This is a genomic window from Ruegeria sp. E5, assembly GCF_056534105.1.
This window is the reverse complement of record NZ_JBQFPA010000001.1, coordinates 15,603-34,203: the sequence shown is the minus strand read 5'-3', so window position 1 is coordinate 34,203 and position 18,601 is coordinate 15,603. Positions and strand designations below refer to the sequence as shown.

19 protein-coding genes are annotated in these 18,601 nt (G+C 56.6%); 11 read left to right on the top strand and 8 right to left on the bottom strand.

Going from position 1 to position 18,601, the window contains the following annotated elements:
* Positions 1-49: 49 nt before the first annotated feature.
* The 4 genes from ACR0BI_RS00200 (at position 50) to ACR0BI_RS00185 (ending at position 4,717) form a co-directional block, all read left to right on the top strand.
* Complete coding sequence (locus ACR0BI_RS00200; RefSeq protein ID WP_480561797.1) at positions 50-730, top strand: type 1 glutamine amidotransferase; 681 nt, start codon at positions 50-52, stop codon at positions 728-730.
* On the top strand, positions 730-2,088 hold the full coding sequence (locus tag ACR0BI_RS00195; RefSeq protein WP_170393610.1) for a glutamine synthetase family protein: 1,359 nt from the start codon (positions 730-732) through the stop codon (positions 2,086-2,088). Before ACR0BI_RS00200 ends, ACR0BI_RS00195 begins: the two co-directional genes overlap by 1 nt.
* Positions 2,089-2,100: 12 nt before the next feature.
* Positions 2,101-3,405 carry an NAD(P)/FAD-dependent oxidoreductase gene (locus tag ACR0BI_RS00190; RefSeq protein WP_170817600.1) on the top strand — a complete coding sequence of 435 codons (1,305 nt, stop codon included), beginning with the start codon at positions 2,101-2,103 and terminating at the stop codon, positions 3,403-3,405.
* 112 nt (positions 3,406-3,517) lie between these two features.
* Complete coding sequence (locus tag ACR0BI_RS00185) at positions 3,518-4,717, top strand: DegT/DnrJ/EryC1/StrS family aminotransferase (RefSeq protein WP_170610082.1); 1,200 nt, start codon at positions 3,518-3,520, stop codon at positions 4,715-4,717.
* Positions 4,718-4,726: 9 nt separating this feature from the next.
* Here ACR0BI_RS00185 and ACR0BI_RS00180 read toward each other — a convergent pair whose 3' ends face one another.
* From ACR0BI_RS00180 to ACR0BI_RS00165, 4 genes are all read right to left on the bottom strand, one after another.
* The gene (locus ACR0BI_RS00180) at positions 4,727-5,482 is read right to left on the bottom strand and encodes a trypsin-like serine protease (RefSeq protein WP_170393616.1); all 756 of its coding nucleotides are present in this window, start codon (positions 5,480-5,482) and stop codon (positions 4,727-4,729) included.
* 8 nt (positions 5,483-5,490) lie between these two features.
* The gene (phaR, locus tag ACR0BI_RS00175) at positions 5,491-6,045 is read right to left on the bottom strand and encodes a polyhydroxyalkanoate synthesis repressor PhaR (RefSeq protein ID WP_170583624.1); all 555 of its coding nucleotides are present in this window, start codon (positions 6,043-6,045) and stop codon (positions 5,491-5,493) included.
* 136 nt (positions 6,046-6,181) lie between these two features.
* Complete coding sequence (locus ACR0BI_RS00170) at positions 6,182-6,628, bottom strand: phasin family protein (protein ID WP_170393620.1); 447 nt, start codon at positions 6,626-6,628, stop codon at positions 6,182-6,184.
* Positions 6,629-6,760: 132 nt separating this feature from the next.
* Positions 6,761-8,563: a PHA/PHB synthase family protein gene (locus ACR0BI_RS00165; RefSeq protein ID WP_223116716.1), complete on the bottom strand. Its 1,803-nt coding sequence runs from the start codon at positions 8,561-8,563 to the stop codon at positions 6,761-6,763.
* Between the two features lie 111 nt (positions 8,564-8,674).
* Here ACR0BI_RS00165 and phaZ point away from each other — a divergent pair, with 111 nt between their 5' ends.
* Both phaZ and ACR0BI_RS00155 read left to right on the top strand, forming a co-directional pair.
* A complete protein-coding gene (gene phaZ, locus ACR0BI_RS00160) occupies positions 8,675-9,946 on the top strand; it encodes a polyhydroxyalkanoate depolymerase (RefSeq protein WP_170626086.1) in 1,272 nt (423 codons plus the stop codon).
* Positions 9,943-10,527: a DUF6151 family protein gene (locus ACR0BI_RS00155; RefSeq protein WP_480561800.1), complete on the top strand. Its 585-nt coding sequence runs from the start codon at positions 9,943-9,945 to the stop codon at positions 10,525-10,527. The genes phaZ and ACR0BI_RS00155 overlap by 4 nt, the downstream gene beginning before the upstream one ends.
* Here the strand turns inward: ACR0BI_RS00155 and ACR0BI_RS00150 are convergent.
* The 4 genes from ACR0BI_RS00150 to ACR0BI_RS00135 form a co-directional block, all read right to left on the bottom strand.
* A complete protein-coding gene (locus ACR0BI_RS00150) occupies positions 10,524-11,234 on the bottom strand; it encodes an alpha/beta fold hydrolase (RefSeq protein ID WP_170510715.1) in 711 nt (236 codons plus the stop codon). The genes ACR0BI_RS00155 and ACR0BI_RS00150 overlap by 4 nt on opposite strands.
* A gap of 73 nt (positions 11,235-11,307) precedes the next feature.
* Positions 11,308-11,922: a hypothetical protein gene (locus ACR0BI_RS00145; RefSeq protein ID WP_480561854.1), complete on the bottom strand. Its 615-nt coding sequence runs from the start codon at positions 11,920-11,922 to the stop codon at positions 11,308-11,310.
* Between the two features lie 20 nt (positions 11,923-11,942).
* Positions 11,943-12,950: an alpha/beta fold hydrolase gene (locus ACR0BI_RS00140; protein ID WP_170645820.1), complete on the bottom strand. Its 1,008-nt coding sequence runs from the start codon at positions 12,948-12,950 to the stop codon at positions 11,943-11,945.
* Positions 12,950-13,699: an alpha/beta fold hydrolase gene (locus ACR0BI_RS00135; RefSeq protein ID WP_170645819.1), complete on the bottom strand. Its 750-nt coding sequence runs from the start codon at positions 13,697-13,699 to the stop codon at positions 12,950-12,952. Before ACR0BI_RS00135 ends, ACR0BI_RS00140 begins: the two co-directional genes overlap by 1 nt.
* Before the next feature lie 216 nt (positions 13,700-13,915).
* Here ACR0BI_RS00135 and thrS point away from each other — a divergent pair, with 216 nt between their 5' ends.
* From thrS to ACR0BI_RS00110, 5 genes are all read left to right on the top strand, one after another.
* Positions 13,916-15,874, top strand: coding sequence for a threonine--tRNA ligase (gene thrS / locus ACR0BI_RS00130; RefSeq protein WP_170626089.1), 1,959 nt, complete (start codon positions 13,916-13,918; stop codon positions 15,872-15,874).
* Positions 15,875-16,095: 221 nt separating this feature from the next.
* On the top strand, positions 16,096-16,398 hold the full coding sequence (locus ACR0BI_RS00125; protein ID WP_010439128.1) for a BufA1 family periplasmic bufferin-type metallophore: 303 nt from the start codon (positions 16,096-16,098) through the stop codon (positions 16,396-16,398).
* 71 nt (positions 16,399-16,469) lie between these two features.
* Positions 16,470-17,327 (top strand): MNIO family bufferin maturase, encoded by an 858-nt coding sequence (gene bufB, locus ACR0BI_RS00120; RefSeq protein ID WP_480561802.1) that lies wholly within the window; start codon positions 16,470-16,472, stop codon positions 17,325-17,327.
* The gene (locus ACR0BI_RS00115) at positions 17,324-18,085 is read left to right on the top strand and encodes an HvfC/BufC N-terminal domain-containing protein (RefSeq protein ID WP_170635511.1); all 762 of its coding nucleotides are present in this window, start codon (positions 17,324-17,326) and stop codon (positions 18,083-18,085) included. The genes bufB and ACR0BI_RS00115 overlap by 4 nt, the downstream gene beginning before the upstream one ends.
* Positions 18,082-18,600, top strand: coding sequence for a DoxX family membrane protein (locus ACR0BI_RS00110; RefSeq protein WP_170626091.1), 519 nt, complete (start codon positions 18,082-18,084; stop codon positions 18,598-18,600). Before ACR0BI_RS00115 ends, ACR0BI_RS00110 begins: the two co-directional genes overlap by 4 nt.
* Position 18,601: the final 1 nt, after the last annotated feature.

The window sequence follows — 18,601 nt, the reverse complement described above, 5'->3', positions numbered from 1 at the left end:
CCAGCTCGCTTCGCTCCGCTAGAATAAATTTGATCAAATTTGGTGAACTATGAAAATCGGCATCCTTGTAACCGGCCACCCACCCGATGAATTGCATGAACAATTCGGGGAATATGATGGCATGTTTCGCGCATTACTGGGTGGGAACGGCTTTGAATTCCAAACATACGCAGTGGTCGATGGTGAGTTTCCGGAAGACGCGCATCAGGCCGACGGGTGGATCATCACCGGATCTCGTCATGGCGCATACGAAGATCACGCTTGGATTCCCCCGCTTGAACAGCTGATCCGGGATATTCAGAAGACAGGGAACCCTTTGATTGGTGTTTGCTTTGGCCATCAGATCATCGCACAAGCGCTTGGTGGAAAAGTGGAAAAGTTTGATGGTGGCTGGGCTGTAGGACGCACGGAATACAGCTTTGGCGATCAGACCGTCACCTTGAATGCTTGGCATCAGGATCAAGTGACCAAACTGCCCGCAGGTGCGGTGGTCTCCGGTACGAATGACTTTTGCCAAAACGCCATGGTCAACTATGGCGATACGATCTGGACCGTGCAGGCCCATCCTGAATATGGAAATGAGTTCATACAGGGCTTGATGGAGACCCGAGGCAAAGGCGTGGTTCCCGATGCGTTGATGCAGGCGGCAGCGAACCGGAAAGATGCCCCGGATGATAATGCCAAAATCGGGCACCACATGGCAGAGTTCCTAAAGAAAGTGAGGGCCTGATGGCCGACTGGACAGATCAGCTGCCTGAGGCGGCGCGCACCTACTTTGAAGGCAAACGGCTGGATGAGGTTGAATGCATCATCTCTGACCTGCCCGGCATCGCCCGCGGCAAGGCGGTCCCGGCGTCAAAGTTTGCCAAGCAATCCTATTTTCACCTACCCGACAGCATTTTCTACCAGACCATCACAGGGGATTGGGGCGAAGCTGCAGGTGAGGACGGTTTCATTGAGCGGGACATGATCCTGAAACCCGACTTCTCAACTGCGTCGGCCGCTCCTTGGACGGGCGACTGGACCTTGCAGGTGATTCACGACGCGTTCGACCGAGATGGCGAGCCGATCCCTTTCAGCCCCCGCAATGTGCTCAAACGCGTTGTGAAGATGTATCACGACAAAGGTTGGAAGCCGGTTGTCGCCCCCGAGATGGAATTTTTTCTTGTCGCGCCGAATGTAGATCCCGCGCAAGGGATCAAGCCGATGATGGGCCGCTCGGGCCGACCTGCGGCGGCGCGGCAGGCTTACTCGATGACAGCGGTCGATGAATTCGGGCCGGTGATCGACGACATCTACGACTTTGCCGAGTTTCAGGGGTTTGAGATCGACGGGATCACGCAAGAAGGCGGTGCCGGACAACTAGAGATCAATCTGCGTCATGGCGATCCGGTGAAGCTGGCGGACGAGGTATTCTATTTCAAACGCCTGATCCGCGAAGCCGCGTTGCGTCACAACTGCTTTGCGACATTCATGGCGAAACCGATCGAGGATGAGCCGGGCTCGGCCATGCACATCCATCACTCGATCATTGAAAAAGAAACGGGACAAAACATCTTCTCCGGTCCACAAGGTGGCGAGACGGATGCGTTTTATCACTTCATCGCCGGCTTGCAGAACCACCTGCCTGCAGGGCTGGCGGTGATGGCACCGTATGTAAATTCATATCGCCGCTACGTCAAAGACCATGCGGCCCCGATTAATCTGGAGTGGGCACGCGACAATCGCACAACTGGCATTCGCGTACCTCTGTCCGGCCCCGAGGCGCGCCGGGTCGAAAACCGCATCGCAGGCATGGACTGCAACCCCTATCTGGGTATCGCATTGTCGTTGGCCTGTGGCTATTTGGGCCTGACTCAGCAAGAACGCCCACGCCGCCAATTCTATGGCGACGCCTATGAAGGCGACGGCGATATCCCTCAGATCATGGGTGAAGCTCTGGATTTGTTTGATGAAGCCACTGCCCTGCACGAAGTTCTGGGTCCCGAGTTCGCCCGTGTCTACGGCATCGTCAAACGTGCTGAGTACGAAGAGTTCCTGCAGGTCATTTCCCCGTGGGAACGCGAGCATCTGCTGATGAACGTCTAGGGCAAAGACGCGATGAACCTGCTGTATTCTAATGACCGCAAGGCGGAGTATCCGCCAAGCTGGTATGCCGCAACGGCGCACGCCTTCGACCGCCACCCGGCGCTTGAAGGCGACCATTCCGCAGACGTCTGCATTGTCGGGGGCGGATATACGGGCCTTTCGGCAGCATTGCACCTGGCTGAGGCTGGGTTCGATGTTGTCCTGCTGGAAGCTCATCGCGCGGGCTTTGGGGCTTCGGGTCGCAACGGAGGCCAACTGGGCAGCGCGCAGCGTTTGGATCAAGAGGATCTTGAACGGCTTGTCGGCGATGAAGATGCGTTAAAGCTTTGGGATCTGGCCGAAGAAGCCAAGGATCTGGTCAAATCTCTGATCTCAAAACATCAGATCGATTGCGACCTGAAGCCCGGCATTGCGGTTCTGGGCTTTAACAACTCGGAGCGCGCAGAGCTACATGATCACGCGGCGCATCTGTCGGGCAAATACAAATACGACCAAATCGAAACTTTAGATGCCGATGCCGCGCGCGGGCTTTGTCCTTCACCAGCCTATGCGGGTGGGTATCTGGACAATGGTGCCGCGCACCTGCACCCGTTGAACTACGCCCTCGGCCTTGCGCGTGCCGCTGTCAGAGCCGGGTTAAGACTGCATGAAGACACCGAAGTTCTTGGCATCGATCAGGGCGCTCGTGTTACTGTACGCACTGAAAAGGGCACGATCACTGCCGATCACGTTATTCTGGCCTGCAACGGATACCTCGGAGATCTGAACCGGCAAGTTGCATCGCGCGTGATGCCAATCAACAATTTCATCGCGGCAACCGAACCTTTGGGCGCTGAAGTGCAAAAAGTTTTGGCCAAAGATATCGCCGTTGCTGACACCAAGTTCGTGATAAACTATTTCCGGCTAAGCGCCGATGGCAGGCTGCTGTTTGGGGGTGGCGAAAGCTATGGTTATCGTTTCCCCGAGGACATCGCCGCAAAAGTCCGCAAGCCGATGACCGAGATTTTCCCGCATCTGCGTGACGTCAAAATCGACTACGCATGGGGCGGAACGCTGGGCATCACCATGCGGCGCATGCCCTATTTGACCCGGGTTGCGCCAAATATCCTGTCCGCCTCGGGTTATTCTGGCCACGGCGTCGGCACCGCGACCCATGCGGGGCAACTCATGGCATTGGCGATCCAGGGGCAGGCTGAGGGGTTCGATACCATGGCCCGCGTTCCTGCAGTGCCCTTCCCGGGCGGTCCTGCTTTGCGGACGCCGTTGCTGATACTGGCCATGACTTGGTATGCGCTGCGTGACAGGCTGGGTATCTGAACACATTCTTTACGACGAATTGGTGAAATCTCGCTGACGATGCGAATTGGGACTTGGCTTGCCTGCACATCGAATTTATATTTCCCAAAGATAAAATTCGGGAAATCCAAATATGACGCTTGTACCCAACGTTCATGAAGCCGAACCCATCCCCGCAGCCGCCCGAGACGCAATCGACGCCCTGATGAAGTCAGGCGATCTGTTTCGCTATACCGCACCTCAGGATGCGCCCGTTGCCCTGCTGGAGGCAGAGTTTGCCGAACTGCTCGGCACAAAATACGCGCTGGCGGTCTCTTCCTGTTCTGCCGCGCTGTTTTTGTCGCTCAAGGCGCTTGGGCTGCCCCGCGATGCGCGGGTTCTGATCCCCGGATTTACCTTTGCCGCCGTGCCGTCATCGATTGTTCACGCGGATTGCATTCCGGTTCTGTGCGAGGTCGGGGACAATTATCGCGTCGATATGGCCGATTTCACGGCCAAGCTGGACAGCGTGCAGGCAGTGATCATCAGCCATATGCGCGGCCATACCTCGGACATGGACGCGATCATGGAGCTGTGTGAAGCGCGCGATATCCCGGTGATCGAAGACGCCGCCCACTCATTGGGCACAACCTGGCATGGGCGCAATATTGGCACCATCGGTAAGGTCGGCTGCTTCTCGTTCCAGTCCTATAAAATGATCAACGCAGGCGAAGGTGGCATTCTGGTCAGCGACGATGCGGATCTTGTGGCGCGCGCTGTCATCATGTCGGGCGCATACGAGCACAACTGGAAAAAGCACTCTGGCTCACCAGAGCTGGAACAGGCCTTTGCCAAATGGCAGAACCAGTTGCCACTGTATAACCTGCGCATGAGCAACCTCAGCGCTGCAGTCATTCGTCCGCAAATCCCCGAATTGGCACGCCGTGTCCGCGACGGGCTGGCAAACCATGACTATGTGGCTGATCGTCTGAACACATCGCCCTACATCGATGTCCCTGCCCCTCTGACACCCGAGCAGCGCGCACCGGATTCGATCCAATTCAATCTGGTTGACCTCAGCGACGATGAAATCCGCGCCTTTGCCGCCGCAGCCGAGGCACGCGGTGTCAAGGTGCAGGTCTTTGGCCTGAGTCAGGATAACGCTCGTGCCTTCTGGAACTGGCAGTTCCTACCCGAACAGTTCGACCTGCCACAGACCCGTGCGATGCTGATGAAGGCCTGCGATGTACGTCTGCCCGTGCGTTTGACGCGCGATGAACTGGACGTAATCTCGGACATCCTGCTGGCTTCTGTTGGCGAGGTTGTTGGCCCGGTGCCAGTCTACGGGACCTGATCGTCAGTACTATTGCAGATCAAGGTCATGAACTGAAAGTAACAATGCGTCGATCCCGTCAGGGGTTGGCGCGACGCGCGACAAAATCCCGGCAACGGCAAGCCCGGTTTCTGTTTGCATCAGAAACGGCGCACCGGAATCCCCCATCATGACGGGGCAGATCGCGCGCATCAGCCCTTGGCCGGCCTGTGCGGCATTACAGCTATCGGTGCGACTGAGCACGTGGGGCCGCAATCCGGGATAGCCCGCGAACGAGCCCATCTGCGGGACAGTCCGGGAAATATCGAAAAAACCAACCTGCTCTCCAATTGGCTCGGCCAACTCCAACACGGCCCAATCCAGATCGGCGCGATTGTTGAATACACCGTCGCGCCCCTGTTCCGAATCCAGCCGATAGGCCAATACATTGGACACGGCGGCAGCCTCGCCGCGCTGATACCCTGCGGCAAACCGGATACTGGCCGGAGGAATCCAGCGGTTGCGCGCGCTGTTGTACAAGCAATGTGCCGCGGTCAAAACCAGCCGCTCAGACACCAGCACGCCGGTACAATGGGACCGCTGGCTGCGGCTGGCAAAATTGACCCGGCCAATGGCGCGCCAGGGCGGGGTCGTTGCATCCAGAATTTCGCGCGCGCGAATCTCATCGCAGCCCGCAGCCGTATCCCGACCCATTGTGCAGATAGGTTCCCACACGGATGTAAACTGGCCTTGGGCCTGTGCAGTCTGGGCCCAGATCAACGCGCCCAGAACAGATAGCCAGCGCATCGGTCAGGCTAGCTCAGCTTCGATAGTTTTTGCTGCAGCTCGGCAAGTTGCTTTTTGATGTCGTCCAGATCCTCTTTGGGCTCGGGGGAGGCTTCTTGCTCGTCATCCGGCCCTGACCAGTTCCCCGACAGACCACCGGTCATGGCTTTTAGAAACGCCTTTTGCTGCGCCTGCATCGCCTCGAACCCCGGCATCTGGGACATCGGGTTCATAGCGTTCATGTTTTCCATCATCTTGGACTGGCTCTCGCGCAGCATGTCGAATGAGCTTTGCAGGAATTGCGGCATCATGCCCCCACCCGGCACCATGTAGCTGCGCACCAGATCGTTCAGCACATTAATCGGCAGAACATTTTCGCCACGGCTTTCGTGTTCGGCAATGATTTGAAGCAGATACTGACGAGTCAGGTCATCACCGGTTTTCAGGTCAATGATCTGAACCTCGCGCCCGTCGCGGATGAAACCGGCGATATCTTCAAGCGTCACGTAATCGCTGGTCTCGGTGTTATACAGCCGACGGCTGGCATAGCGCTTGATCAGCAGAGGTTTGTCTTGTTCCGACACCCTGTACCCTCCCCAAGGATGATGCGTTGCAGCGCAGGTTATGCGACTGCAGAACAAAAAGAAAGGGCAGGTCAAGCGACCTGCCCGCAGCGATTGCACCATTTGGGAGGAATGGGTGCTAAGTCGCAGTCTTATCTTACTTGGTGGTTGCTGCTTTCTTTGCTGCAGCGGTCACCTCGTTGGTGGCTTTTTTGACGGCTGCGGTTGCATCTTCTGCAGCGTCTTTGCCAGCCGCCATCAGCAGCTCAACTGTTTCGGTCTGAACTTTTTTCGCGATCTCAGCGAAAGCAGCCAGGTTTTCAGCAGCAACTTCAGCCGACGCGCTTGCGAAGTCGGTTGCAGCTTTTGCGTAATCCGCAGGCTCGGTTTTTGCTTTCGACATCTCGGTCAGTTTGGCCAGGGTTTCTTTGGTCCATTTGTTCGAGATTTCAGCCGATTTCTCAGCTGCGTCCAGAGCAACACCCGACAGCTTTTCGTTCAGAGAAGCGGTCGATTTGAATGCGTCTTCCAGAGCGGTTGTGTCAACCGGGAACGCGCCCATCATGTCTTTCAGGGTCGCGGTAAAGTCTTGGGTCTTTGCCATTGTCCTAAATCCTTCTAGCCGTTCCGGGCCCACCCCGGTTCTCATCAGCTTGAAGGCAATATGATTGCTGCATTGCAGCATTGCAAGTTTTTTCTTGCTGCAATGCAGAAAAATTTGAGTTTCAAAATGATATCAGCGGTTTGCCTTGACCAAAACATAGGTACCCGGAGCCGGGCAAAGGCGCGGATGATCCGAATCGCCGGTATCGCGCGCGGGAACCTGCTTGCCTGATCGCTTCTTTAACCACGCTTCCCACATCGGCCACCATGAACCTTCGTGGAAGTCAGCTTCTTTCAGCCATGTATCAGCATCACACTTCAGCTCAGGATTGGTATAGTGACCATATTTTTTCTTACTGGGCGGGTTCACAATGCCCGCGATGTGACCGGACTCGGACACCACAAAGGTCTTCGACTTCGCGCCCATCTGCTGTACCCCGCGATAGCAATCCTTCCACGCGGCAATATGATCCGTCTCGCAGGTGATCGCCATCAAAGGCACATCGACATCCTTGATATGCAGCTTATGGCCAAACAATTCGAACCCGTCGTTGACGAAATCGTTGCTCTGACACAAACCGCGCAGATACTGGATCGCCATCCGGCCTGGCAGGTTGGCCCCGTCGCCGTTCCAGTACAACAGGTCAAACGCTGGCGGTGTTTCACCCATCATGTAGCTGCGGATCGCCGGAGTATAGATGAGATCTCTGGATCGCAGGAAAGACATCGTTCGCCCGATGATCCATGCCTTTAGAATACCATCCTTCGAGACCTGTTCTTCGATGCCATCTACAAAGTCATTTTGCAGGAACGGCGTGAACTCCCCCTGCTCACCAAAGTCTGTCAGGGTGGTGAAGAAAGTGGCAGATTTGATCGACTTGTCACCGCGCTGCTTCATCAGCGAAAGCGTCAGGCTCAGCGTCGTACCAGCAATGCAATACCCAACTGCATTGACCTGCTTGACCTTGCAGATTTTCTTCGCCTCTTCGATGGCGGTCAGGAACCCTTCCTGAATATAGTCCTCCATCCCAATATCGGCGTGTGAGCTATCGGCATTCACCCAGCTGACCACAAACAGGGTATAGCCCTGCTCTGTCACCCATTTGATCAGGCTGTTCTGAGCCTTCAGGTCCAAGATATAGAACTTGTTGATCCATGGCGGGAACAGAACGATCGGCGTTTCGTGCACCGTCTCGGTCACCGGTTTATACTGGATCAGTTCCATCATTCGGTTGCGATAGACGACGTCGCCGGGTGTAGTTGCGATATTCCCGCCAATCTCAAAGGCACTTTCGTCAGCAAGTCTGACAACCATTTCGCCGTCATTGGCCTCAAGGTCCGACACGAGGTTCTCCAGCCCCTGTATCAGGGACTGCCCTTCGGTCTCGATCGCCTTTTCCAGCGCATCGGGGTTGGTGGCCAGAAAATTCGTTGGCGCCATCATATCTATGATCTGCTGCGAGAAATACTGCAGACGCTGCTTATCCTTGGTTTCCAGATCGTCAACCGATGCAACGGCCTGCGCGATCGCTTCGGCATTGGTTTGGTACTGCTGGCGAATGAGGCGAAAGTAGGGGTTGGTTTCCCACATTGGATTGGCAAACCGTTTATCTTTGGCAGCGGCTGGGGGTGCATCCCCGTCGCTTTGGGTCATCGCTTTCTGCGCTTCCGCAAAGTTGAGAACCGATTTTCCCCAATACTCAATTTGCTGCTCCAACAGCTTTGTGGGGTTTTGAAACGCTTCAGCCCAATACGCAGTTGCTGCTTTTGCAAAAAGCTCTTGATTCGGGCCATCCAGAGCGGGGGTGTGCGGCGTTTTTCCGGCCATGACCTCGACCAGGCGTTTGGACAGTTCTTCTACTTTGTCCATATTTTCTTTAAGTCGTTCAATATGTTCTTCGGTCAGTTTTGGCGTCTGGTCTTCGGTAGTTGTCATTTTAACAATTCCCCCCTAGTCTCGCTGCTGTGCAGAATAACGTCGTTGGCGTCGGGGGGCAAAGCGGCGAATGGTCCGAATTCTCAGGCTGATACTCAGGAGGCACATTCGATGCGCTACATGATGACCTATGACCTGATGGAAACCATGCGTAACACCAACCAATGGCTTGGTGCAACCGCAAGCGCGATGGCATCCTACCCCCTGTTCTCGATGACACCCAACCCGGCCTTCAACTGGATGGCTGCATGGGGCGAAGTAACCGAGCGCACATTTCAGCGTATGGTCGTCAAGCCTGATTGGGGCATCCGCACCTTTACCTGCGAAGACGGCAAGGACCATTTGGTCGATATCACAACCGTGCTCGAGCGTCCTTTCGGCGACCTGATCCATTTCCGCGTTAATGGACGCAAAGAACAGCCGCGCAAGGTGCTGCTGGTTGCGCCGATGTCGGGGCATTACGCGACCCTGCTCCGCTCGACCGTCAAAAGCCTGCTTGTCAATTGTGAGGTCTACATTACCGATTGGCATAACGCGCGCGACATTCCCGTGTCCGAAGGCAAGTTCGATGTAGAGGATTACACGCTCTACCTTGTCGATTTTATGAAAGAGCTCGGCCCCGATACGCATGTTATTGCGGTTTGTCAGCCTGCACCGCTGACTCTGGCCGCAACCGCCTATCTGGCCGAGGTCGAGCCGAAGGCGCAGCCAAGTACCCTGACCCTGATCGGCGGTCCCGTCGACCCCGACGCAACTCCGACCGAGGTTACGGATTTTGGTCGCCGTGTTACGATGGGTCAGTTGGAAGAAACGATGATCCAGCGGGTTGGCTTTAAATACAAGGGCGTAGGCCGGATGGTGTATCCGGGCTTGCTACAACTGGCTTCGTTCATGTCAATGAATGCCGAACGTCACAGTAAGGCGTTCTCGGATCAGATCCAGCGCGTTATTCGTGACGAGGCATCCGACCACGATGCCCATAACCGGTTCTATGACGAATATCTGGCGGTGATGGACATGACTGCCGAGTTCTATCTTTCGACCGTTGAACGTGTCTTCAAAAACCGTGAGATCGCGCGCAACGAGTTCGTTGTAGCCGGCCACAAGGTAGATATCGGTAAGATCACTGATGTGGCTGTGAAATCGGTCGAAGGCACGAATGACGATATCTCAGCCCCCGGGCAATGCATCGCGGCGCTGGATTTATGCACGGGTCTGCCCGACAGCAAAAAGGCCAGCCATGTTGAACCCGGCGCGGGTCACTATGGCATTTTTGCGGGCCGCAGCTGGCGCGACAACATCCGTCCGCTAGTGATTGATTTCATGAATGAAAACAGCCGCAAACCCCGTCGACGAGCCGCCAATAGCAACAAAGTTGCATGAGCCGCGCAGCGGCAGGAGACCTTCCTTTCCGTTGCAATTGCGGCGCCCTTTCGGGGCACATTACTGAACACGGCGTCGTATCCGGCACTCATGTCGTGTGTTTTTGCCATGACTGCCGCGCGGCTCAGCTGTATTTTGAACAGCCCGACCCTGCGCCCGACCCAGTCGAGGTGTTTCAGATGTCACCGGAAGACATCAAGATCGATGCAGGGGTCGAGCACTTGGCAGCTATGCAACTTAGCCCCAAGGGCATGTTGCGATGGTATGCCAGATGCTGCAACGCGCCGCTGGCCACGACGCCGACAACTCCAAAATTTCCGTTCGCGGGTTTTATCGTCAAACGTATTCCCCACCCCAGCAGTTTGGGTCCCATTACTACGCGTGGATTTGTGCCAAGGGCTGACGGCAAGCAGTCTCATGAGAAAATCCGCTATGCCGCTATGGGTCTGCTTAAACGCGTACTAAAATCGCGTCTGTCCGGGAGCTGGAAGAAAACGCCATTCTTTGACTCTGAAACCGGTCGGTCGGTGGTGCAACCAACTGTTCTGACCAAGAACCAGCGCGCGGTTTTCTACGACTAGGTCAGCCGCAGTGGTTTCCGGAGCCAATCCTGCAGCATCGCAATCACGGATTCGGGTGCTTCCAGTGTCGGATAGTGCCCGGCCTCATCAATCACGCGCAACTCTGCATCCGGAATGAGATCAGCCATGAAGGTATTCTTGCGGACCGGATTCTCCGCATCATGGGCACCGCAGATGATCAGCGTGGGCATCCTGATCCGGCGCAGCGTGCCTTGTTGGTCCGGACGGCGTTGCATGGTTCTTATCTGACGCACAAACACATCCGAGCCCAATTCCTCGGCCATCTGCAACACTTCGTTCAAAATCGGGATGCGTTGCGGACCGGGAGACAACATGTCCGAGCCGATCAGCTTGCGCATCACTTCGTCCAACCTCCCCGCCTGCGCGCCAACGATCAGGTCTTCGCGACTCGCCGCGATATGAGGTGTGTCGGCCTGCGCATCCGTCGCCAGCAAGGCCAATCGTGTCACCCTCTCAGGTGCGCGCCGCACGATCTCAAGCGCGACGCCACCACCCAGACCAAACCCGCACAAAGCAAACCGGTGCGGCAGTTGATCCAGCAAGCCCGACGCGATCTCTTCGAACCGTTCACCGCCGGTGATTGGTGCGACCATAACTGCACGTTCACGCGACAGCGCGGTGATCTGCGCCTGAAACAACCGTGCATCGCACATCAATCCGGGTAGCAAAACCAACGGCTCGATCACCTCGGTGCCCTCCGCTCGTTGTTATTGTTTTGTTACAGGATGAGAGGTTTGCCAACAGCGGGCAAGCAAAACTTCACGGATAGCTGATCGCCCGAAACGGTGGGAAATCCGCATAGCGTTCCTGCCTTTGGCCCAGCGGTTCATCTGGCTCCGCCCCGGCCCGCAACAAGCAGCCGCGCGGGGCGATGTAGCTGTCGATCCGCCATACAGGCTTGGGCCGCCAAACCAGATTGAACGCGCATAATTTGGGAAAAAACCAAATCTCGGAATAATCCAGATGGTCGTGCATCCACCACGCCAAATCGCGCCAATCGCGCCCCTGCGCATAACGGTCTGCAAACCACGGAATTACCACCGACGCCCCTGCTACACGTGCGCCACCTTCGCCCCAATCCCAAATGTGGCACTCCAACGGGTTGTCATTGCGGGCACAGTTCAACCTGTTCTCGTTCCCGAACCGGTTCAGAGATCGCGAGCGATAGCCCGAGCGCACCGCGATACGACCAAAGGTTTCTTCCAGCGGATCCAGCAGGGTCTCGCAAAACGCGCGCCCGGTCTCGATCGCAAGATCAGGGTTGTCGGGAATATTTTGCAATGCGTGAAAGTTCCCGATCTCGGAATATAGAAAATCACGCATGAAAAAATGCCGGGATAGTCGCACGCGACCCAACGTCTCAAGGCTCCACATACTGCCCGGTCTACGCATATTCAGCCCCCGCTTTGCCTCTGAATCCCCTGCTCTGACAGCCACTCCAATATGCCCGCGACCGCCGCGTCGGTCTGACCCGGTGACATCAGACGCCCCGCGACCACGTGTGAGGCCGGATCATCCCCGGGCCCCATTGTCACCAATGAAACCATCGCCTGACCACCCCAGGTCTTGGCCACCTCATGCATTTTATCCGGACGCACCACCTGATCATCATCAGAAAACCAGAACAGCGCCGGAACCCGCGCGCCCGAGAAGTCCAGCGCATTGACCGCATCTACAAGGGCAAACATCGGCACGACCGCCTCCCACGGATAAACAGTTGTCCAAAAGATGTTCTTCTCGGGATCAGTGCTTGAGACATCCCGGTCCTGTCCCATCAAAGGCGGCAGCCAATGCCGGGCCCACGGCAAGGATGGCACCCAGGAACCAGCCGAGTTTACGCCAAAGTTCGGCGACACCAAAACCAACGCAGCCACATCAGTGCTCAGTTCCGTATCCATCGCAGCCGCGGCGGCCAATGTCGCCCCCGTTGATGTTGCGATCACAATGACTTGCTCACCAACAGCCCTGGCGGCAGCCAACGCCTCGGCTGTATCCTGCATCCAGCCCGACGCTGTACCTTCGGCCATTGCGTCCCCATCGCGGCCATGCCCCTGAAGCCTTGTGTAGACAAGGTTGGCACCCAACGCGTCCGCAACGCGATCAGGTACTGGCCTGATCTCCTCGGACGTGGCGGAAAACCCATGAATGTAGAGCACCGCATAAGCTGTCCGCTGTTCGACAAAACCATCTTGCCAGACCACGCGCTTTTCAACACCTGGCACGATGTCATCATAGGCGGATTCGATGCTTTCAAAGTAAACCTGAACGCCCTCGCCAAATTTGCGCGGATCGAAACGCGGATGCAGGTCCACTGGCTCGCGCGGGCCAAAGGCGTAGATCAATACACCAGCCAGCGTCAAACCCACCAGCACCCGCCCCAAAACCCAGCCCAGGCGACGCATCAGGTGCCTTCCAGGACTTCTCGCAGAGCCTGCTCAATCAGCCCGAGGCATCGCTCATCCGAGAACCTGTGATCCGCATCTTTGACCAGCAGCAGTTGCATGTCCGGACCAGTGGCATGATCCAGCAGGCGCACTGCCGTATCGGTCGAGACGGCCGTATCTGCTGTCCCCTGCAGGAGACGCAAAGGGAAAGGCAGATCAAGCGAAGCGCGCAAAACCAACCGCTGCCGCCCATCCTCAATCATCCGCTTGGTGATGACGTAGGGCTCCATGTAGTCCGATGGCAGTTCCACATGTCCAACCGTCTCTAGTTCAGATTTCTGCTCGTTCGAAAACGACGCCCAATACCCATCCTCGGTAAAATCTGGGGCCGCCGCAATTGTCACCATACCAGCGATCCGCTCGGGCATGACACGCGCCAGCAACAGCGCTTGCCACCCGCCCATCGACGATCCCACAACAACCAGCGGACCATCAGTTAACCGAGAAACTGCGGCCAGCGTATCCTCGTGCCAGTCCCCGATACACCCGTCAGTAAAGGCGCCCGAGCTTTCACCGTGCCCCGAATAGTCAAACCGAAGGAACCCCTGCCCGCGCGCGCGGGCCCACGCTTCCAGATGCACCGCCTTGGTGCCCTCCATATCTGATTTCAAGCCACCTAGAAAAACGATGGTCGGCCCGCGCCCATCACTCTTGTGATACGCCAGACGTCGTCCCTGAGCGGTTTCCAGAAATTCTGCCTCTGCCATGCTACCCTCTTTGCTTGTCCGCCCATCATGCATGTCACGCACCTCTCTGCAATTGCCCGATCCTTCTTCATCTGGCTAAAAATACCTCGGGGAGTGCGAGGGGCTGGCCCCTCGCTCCTGCCCTTGACACCTGTGTCCCCACCTGCCACATGAGCCGAGCATACATAACCCGCAACCGGGCGTTCAGTGGGCGCCAAACCGACGAGGAGAGCCGATATGGCCCTGGACTCACAGTCAGTCTCCCTTACCTTTCCCGATGGCAATTCCCGATCCTATGAAGCAGGCGTTACGCCCGCACAGGTCGCCGCCGACATCTCGACCTCGCTGGCGAAGAAAGCCATTTCTGCCACGGTGAATGGACAGCATTGGGACCTGCAATGGCCCATCGAAGCCGACGCGCAAATCGCTATTCACACCATGAAGGACGAGGCGCAAGCCAATGAGCTGATCCGACACGATCTGGCGCATGTCATGGCCCGCGCCGTGCAAGAGATTTGGCCCGCAACCAAGGTCACCATTGGCCCCGTCATCGAAAACGGCTGGTACTATGACTTTGACCGTGAGGAACCGTTTACGCCCGAAGATCTCGGCCTCATCGAGAAAAAGATGAAAGAGATCATCAACAAGCGTGACCCGGTGACCACCGAGGTCTGGGATCGCGATCGCGCAATCGAGTTCTACAAGGCCAATAATGAGCCCTATAAAGTTGAACTGATCGAATCCATCCCGGGTGACGAACCGCTGCGCATGTATTGGCACGGTCACTGGCAGGATCTCTGCCGTGGCCCGCACTTGCAGCACACCGGTCAACTGCCAGGCGACGCGTTCAAGCTGATGTCAATCGCCGGGGCTTATTGGCGCGGCGACAGCGACCGCGCAATGCTACAGCGCATCTACGGCGTGGCCTTCACCGGCAAGGAAAAGCTTAAGGCTCATCTGCACATGTTGGAAGAAGCCGCCAAGCGCGACCACCGCAAGCTGGGTCGCGAGATGGATTTGTTCCACATGCAGGAAGAGGCCCCAGGGCAGATTTTCTGGCACCCTAATGGCTGGACCATCTACACTCTTCTGCAAGATTACATGCGTCGGCAACAGCGCAAAGGTGGCTATGTTGAGGTGAACACCCCTCAGGTCGTCGACCGCAAGCTGTGGGTAGCTTCGGGTCATTGGGACAAATACCAAGAGAACATGTTCATCGTCGAAGTGGACGAGGAACATGCACGGGAAAAGGCGGTCAACGCCCTGAAACCGATGAACTGCCCCTGCCACGTGCAGATTTTCAATCAGGGTCTCAAATCCTACCGCGACCTTCCTCTGCGCATGGCCGAGTTCGGATCGTGTAACCGGTACGAACCTTCCGGCGCGCTGCACGGCATCATGCGCGTACGCGGCTTTACCCAGGATGATGGCCATATCTTCTGCACCGAAGACCAGATCGAATCTGAAACCGCTGAGTTCATTCGGTTCCTGTCCGGTATCTACAAAGACCTCGGGTTTGAGAACTTCTCGGTCAAATTCTCGGACCGGCCGGAAAAACGCTCAGGATCGGACGAAGTTTGGGACAAGGCTGAAGCCGCCCTGCTCAGCGCAACACGCGCGGCTGGGATCGAGCCGGAACTCAATCCGGGTGAAGGGGCATTCTACGGCCCGAAACTCGAGTTTGTTCTGACCGATGCGATCGGGCGGGATTGGCAATGCGGCACGCATCAGGTGGACTTTGTTCTGCCCGAGCGTTTGGACGCCACGTATATCGGCGCTGATGGTGGCAAACACCGCCCAGTTATGTTGCACCGCGCGACCTTGGGCTCGTTTGAACGTTTCATCGGCATTCTGATCGAAGAACACGCGGGCAAGCTGCCGTTCTGGCTGGCCCCGCGCCAGGTCGTTGTGGCCTCGATCACCTCCGAGGCCGATGAGTATGTGGCCGAAGTGGTCAGCACCCTTCGCGCAGCAGGCGTCCGCGCCGAGGCGGATATTCGCAACGAGAAGATCAACTATAAAGTCCGCGAACATTCGGTTGGCAAAGTGCCGATCATTCTGGCCGTCGGTCACCGTGAAGTCGAAGATCGCACGGTCAGTGTCCGTCGCCTTGGCGAAAAACAGACGCAGGTCCAATCGCTTGAGGCTGTAACAAATGAGTTGAGCGTGGCTGCAACGCCCCCCGATCTGCTGTAACATTCGGCAGCAAACCGCTAGAAATCCGGCCCGGTATTTTGGGCCGGATTGAAACAAATATCATTTTTCAATTCAAAAACAATTTGTTAACGTTCAAGGGTGCATGACGACCTTTGACGGGGTTGTGAGACACGGGCTCGTGAATTCAACTGCAGCCCCTGAACCATTACCTTGTCGTTGTCACAAGCAGACATACGCAGTCATTAACAAGGATTACCAAGATGTCGAACACTGCAAAAACACTGGTTATCGCAAGCGCAGTTGCTGCAGCCGTTTCCGGCGCGGCCACAACCGCAACAGCCCAGGCCAAAGAAAAGTGCTATGGCGTTTCTCTGGCAGGTCAGAACGACTGTGCAGCCGGCCCCGGCACAACTTGCGCGGGCACTTCGACCGTCGACTATCAGGGCAACGCATGGACCCTGGTTGACGCAGGCACCTGCGCCGACATCGAGCTGCCTAAAACAGCAGACGGTGCAGATCGCAAAGGCTCGCTTGAGCCGCTGGAGCGTGACCTGCCTGCATAAGGCTTTTCCGAATGAACCAGAAAGGGCGGGCAGGATCGCCCGCCCTTTCCACGTGATCAGGGGATTTGCAAATGTTGGACAATGCGCTCAGTTCGAACCGGCTGCCTGCAGCACCGGGCGTTGGTTACAAACCACAGCATTTCTCGCAGATTCTTGAACAGGCCAAGCCTGTGGCGTGGCTAGAGATTCATGCCGAAAACTATATGGGCGATGGTGGCAGACCTCTGGCACAACTGCGTCACCTGTCCGAACAATTCCCGATTTCAGTGCATGGTGTCGGGCTGTCGATCGGCGGCGAAACGCCACTTGACCCAGATCACCTGGACCGCCTGAAGCATCTTGTCGGCTGGTTGAACCCGGCCAGCTTTTCGGAGCATTTGGCATGGTCAACCCATGACAGCCACTTCCTGAACGATCTACTTCCTCTGCCCTATACTGATGCCACTCTGGACCGTGTTTGCGACCATATTGATCAGGTGCAAGAGGTGGTCGGGCGGCAAATGCTGTTAGAGAACCCCTCAAGCTATTTGGCTTTCGAGGAAAGCACATGGTCCGAACCTGATTTCTTGCGAGAAATCACCCGGCGCACCGGATGTGGGTTGCTGCTGGACGTGAACAACGTCTTTGTTTCAGCCACCAATCTGGATTTCTCACCGCAGGGCTATATTGATGCCTACCCGTTGGACCAAGTAGGTGAGATTCACCTGGGCGGTCATGACGAAGACGAAGACGATCATGGGCATCCTTTGCTGATCGACAGCCACGGGCGCGAGGTCGTTGATCCGGTCTGGTCCCTGCTGGACTACGTTCTGGACAAATCCGGCCCCAAACCCCTGTTGATTGAATGGGACACCGATGTGCCAGACTGGCCGGTGTTACGGGCCGAAGCCGAGCGCGCGCAAAAAGCGCTGGATCGCGTGCCCGCATGAGCGTGTCGCAAACGACATTCCACATGGCACTGCTAGATGCCAACAAGCCCATTCCCGATGGGTTGCTGGACGCCGAGGCGCAGCCCGCCGGTCGTCGCTTCAGCGTCTATCGCAACAACGTCGCCGTCTCGCTGACCGAGGCGATGCATCAGGCCTTCCCGGTGATCACAAAACTGCTGGGACCCCAGAATATGGACGGGCTGGCTGGAATATTCTTGCGCCAGCACCCGCCGTCCTCACCCCTGATGATGTTTTATGGCGAGGAATTCCCAAAATTTCTGGAAGGAATGGAGCAGTTGTCGCATCTGGGCTACCTGCCAGATGTTGCCCGTCTGGAACTGGCGCTGCGTAGGGCTTACCACGCCGCTGATCGACAATCCATAGATGCCGAAGCGCTCAGCTTGCCACCGGAAGATTTGATGCAAGCCAAACTGACCCTCGCGCCGTCGGTGCAGGTGTTGCGTTCAAGCTGGCCCATACATGCGATCTGGAAATTTAACACCGAAGAAGGCGCGCCGAAACCCGAAGCGGGCGCTCAGGATACTTTGATCATGCGTCCCGAATACGACCCTGCCCCACACCCATTGCCACCCGGTGGTGCGGCATGGATCGCGCTGATTCAAGATGGCAAATCCATCGGTGAGGCATTTGAATCCACGATGGCCGAAACACCCGAATTTGATCTTGGAACCACTCTGGCACTGCTTTTGCAGGGCAGTGCAATAACTTCTGTGACTATCGAAAGGCTGGACACATGACTGCCCTGATCTCAACTTACAATAATGCGATGGAAAAAGCGGATCACGCGTCCGGTTGGCTGACACCAACCCTGGCTCGGGTGGTCTTTATCGCCGTGTTGTTCGTCTACTACTGGAACTCGGCCACGCTGAAAATCGACGGCTCAATCTTTTCGCCATCGGCCGGAGCCTTCGGTCAGATCTTTCCCAAAGCTGCAGAGGCGGTGCTGTATGATGTGACTCAGATGACCTTTTTCCAGCGGGTCGTCATCTTCTTTGGCACAGTGGCCGAATTTGTCCTGCCTGTGCTTTTGCTGGTCGGCCTGCTGACGCGCCTTGCCGCGCTTGGCATGATCGGATTTGTCTGGGTTCAAACACTGACCGATGTCACCGGACATGGCGTCAAACTGGGCGGCTTGTTCGACAACGCAATTACGTTGATGGATCAGCGCGTGATGTGGACATTCCTGCTGCTGGTGATTGTGATCAACGGCGCGGGTCCGCTGTCTCTGGATCGGTTACTACGCCTGAAGTGAC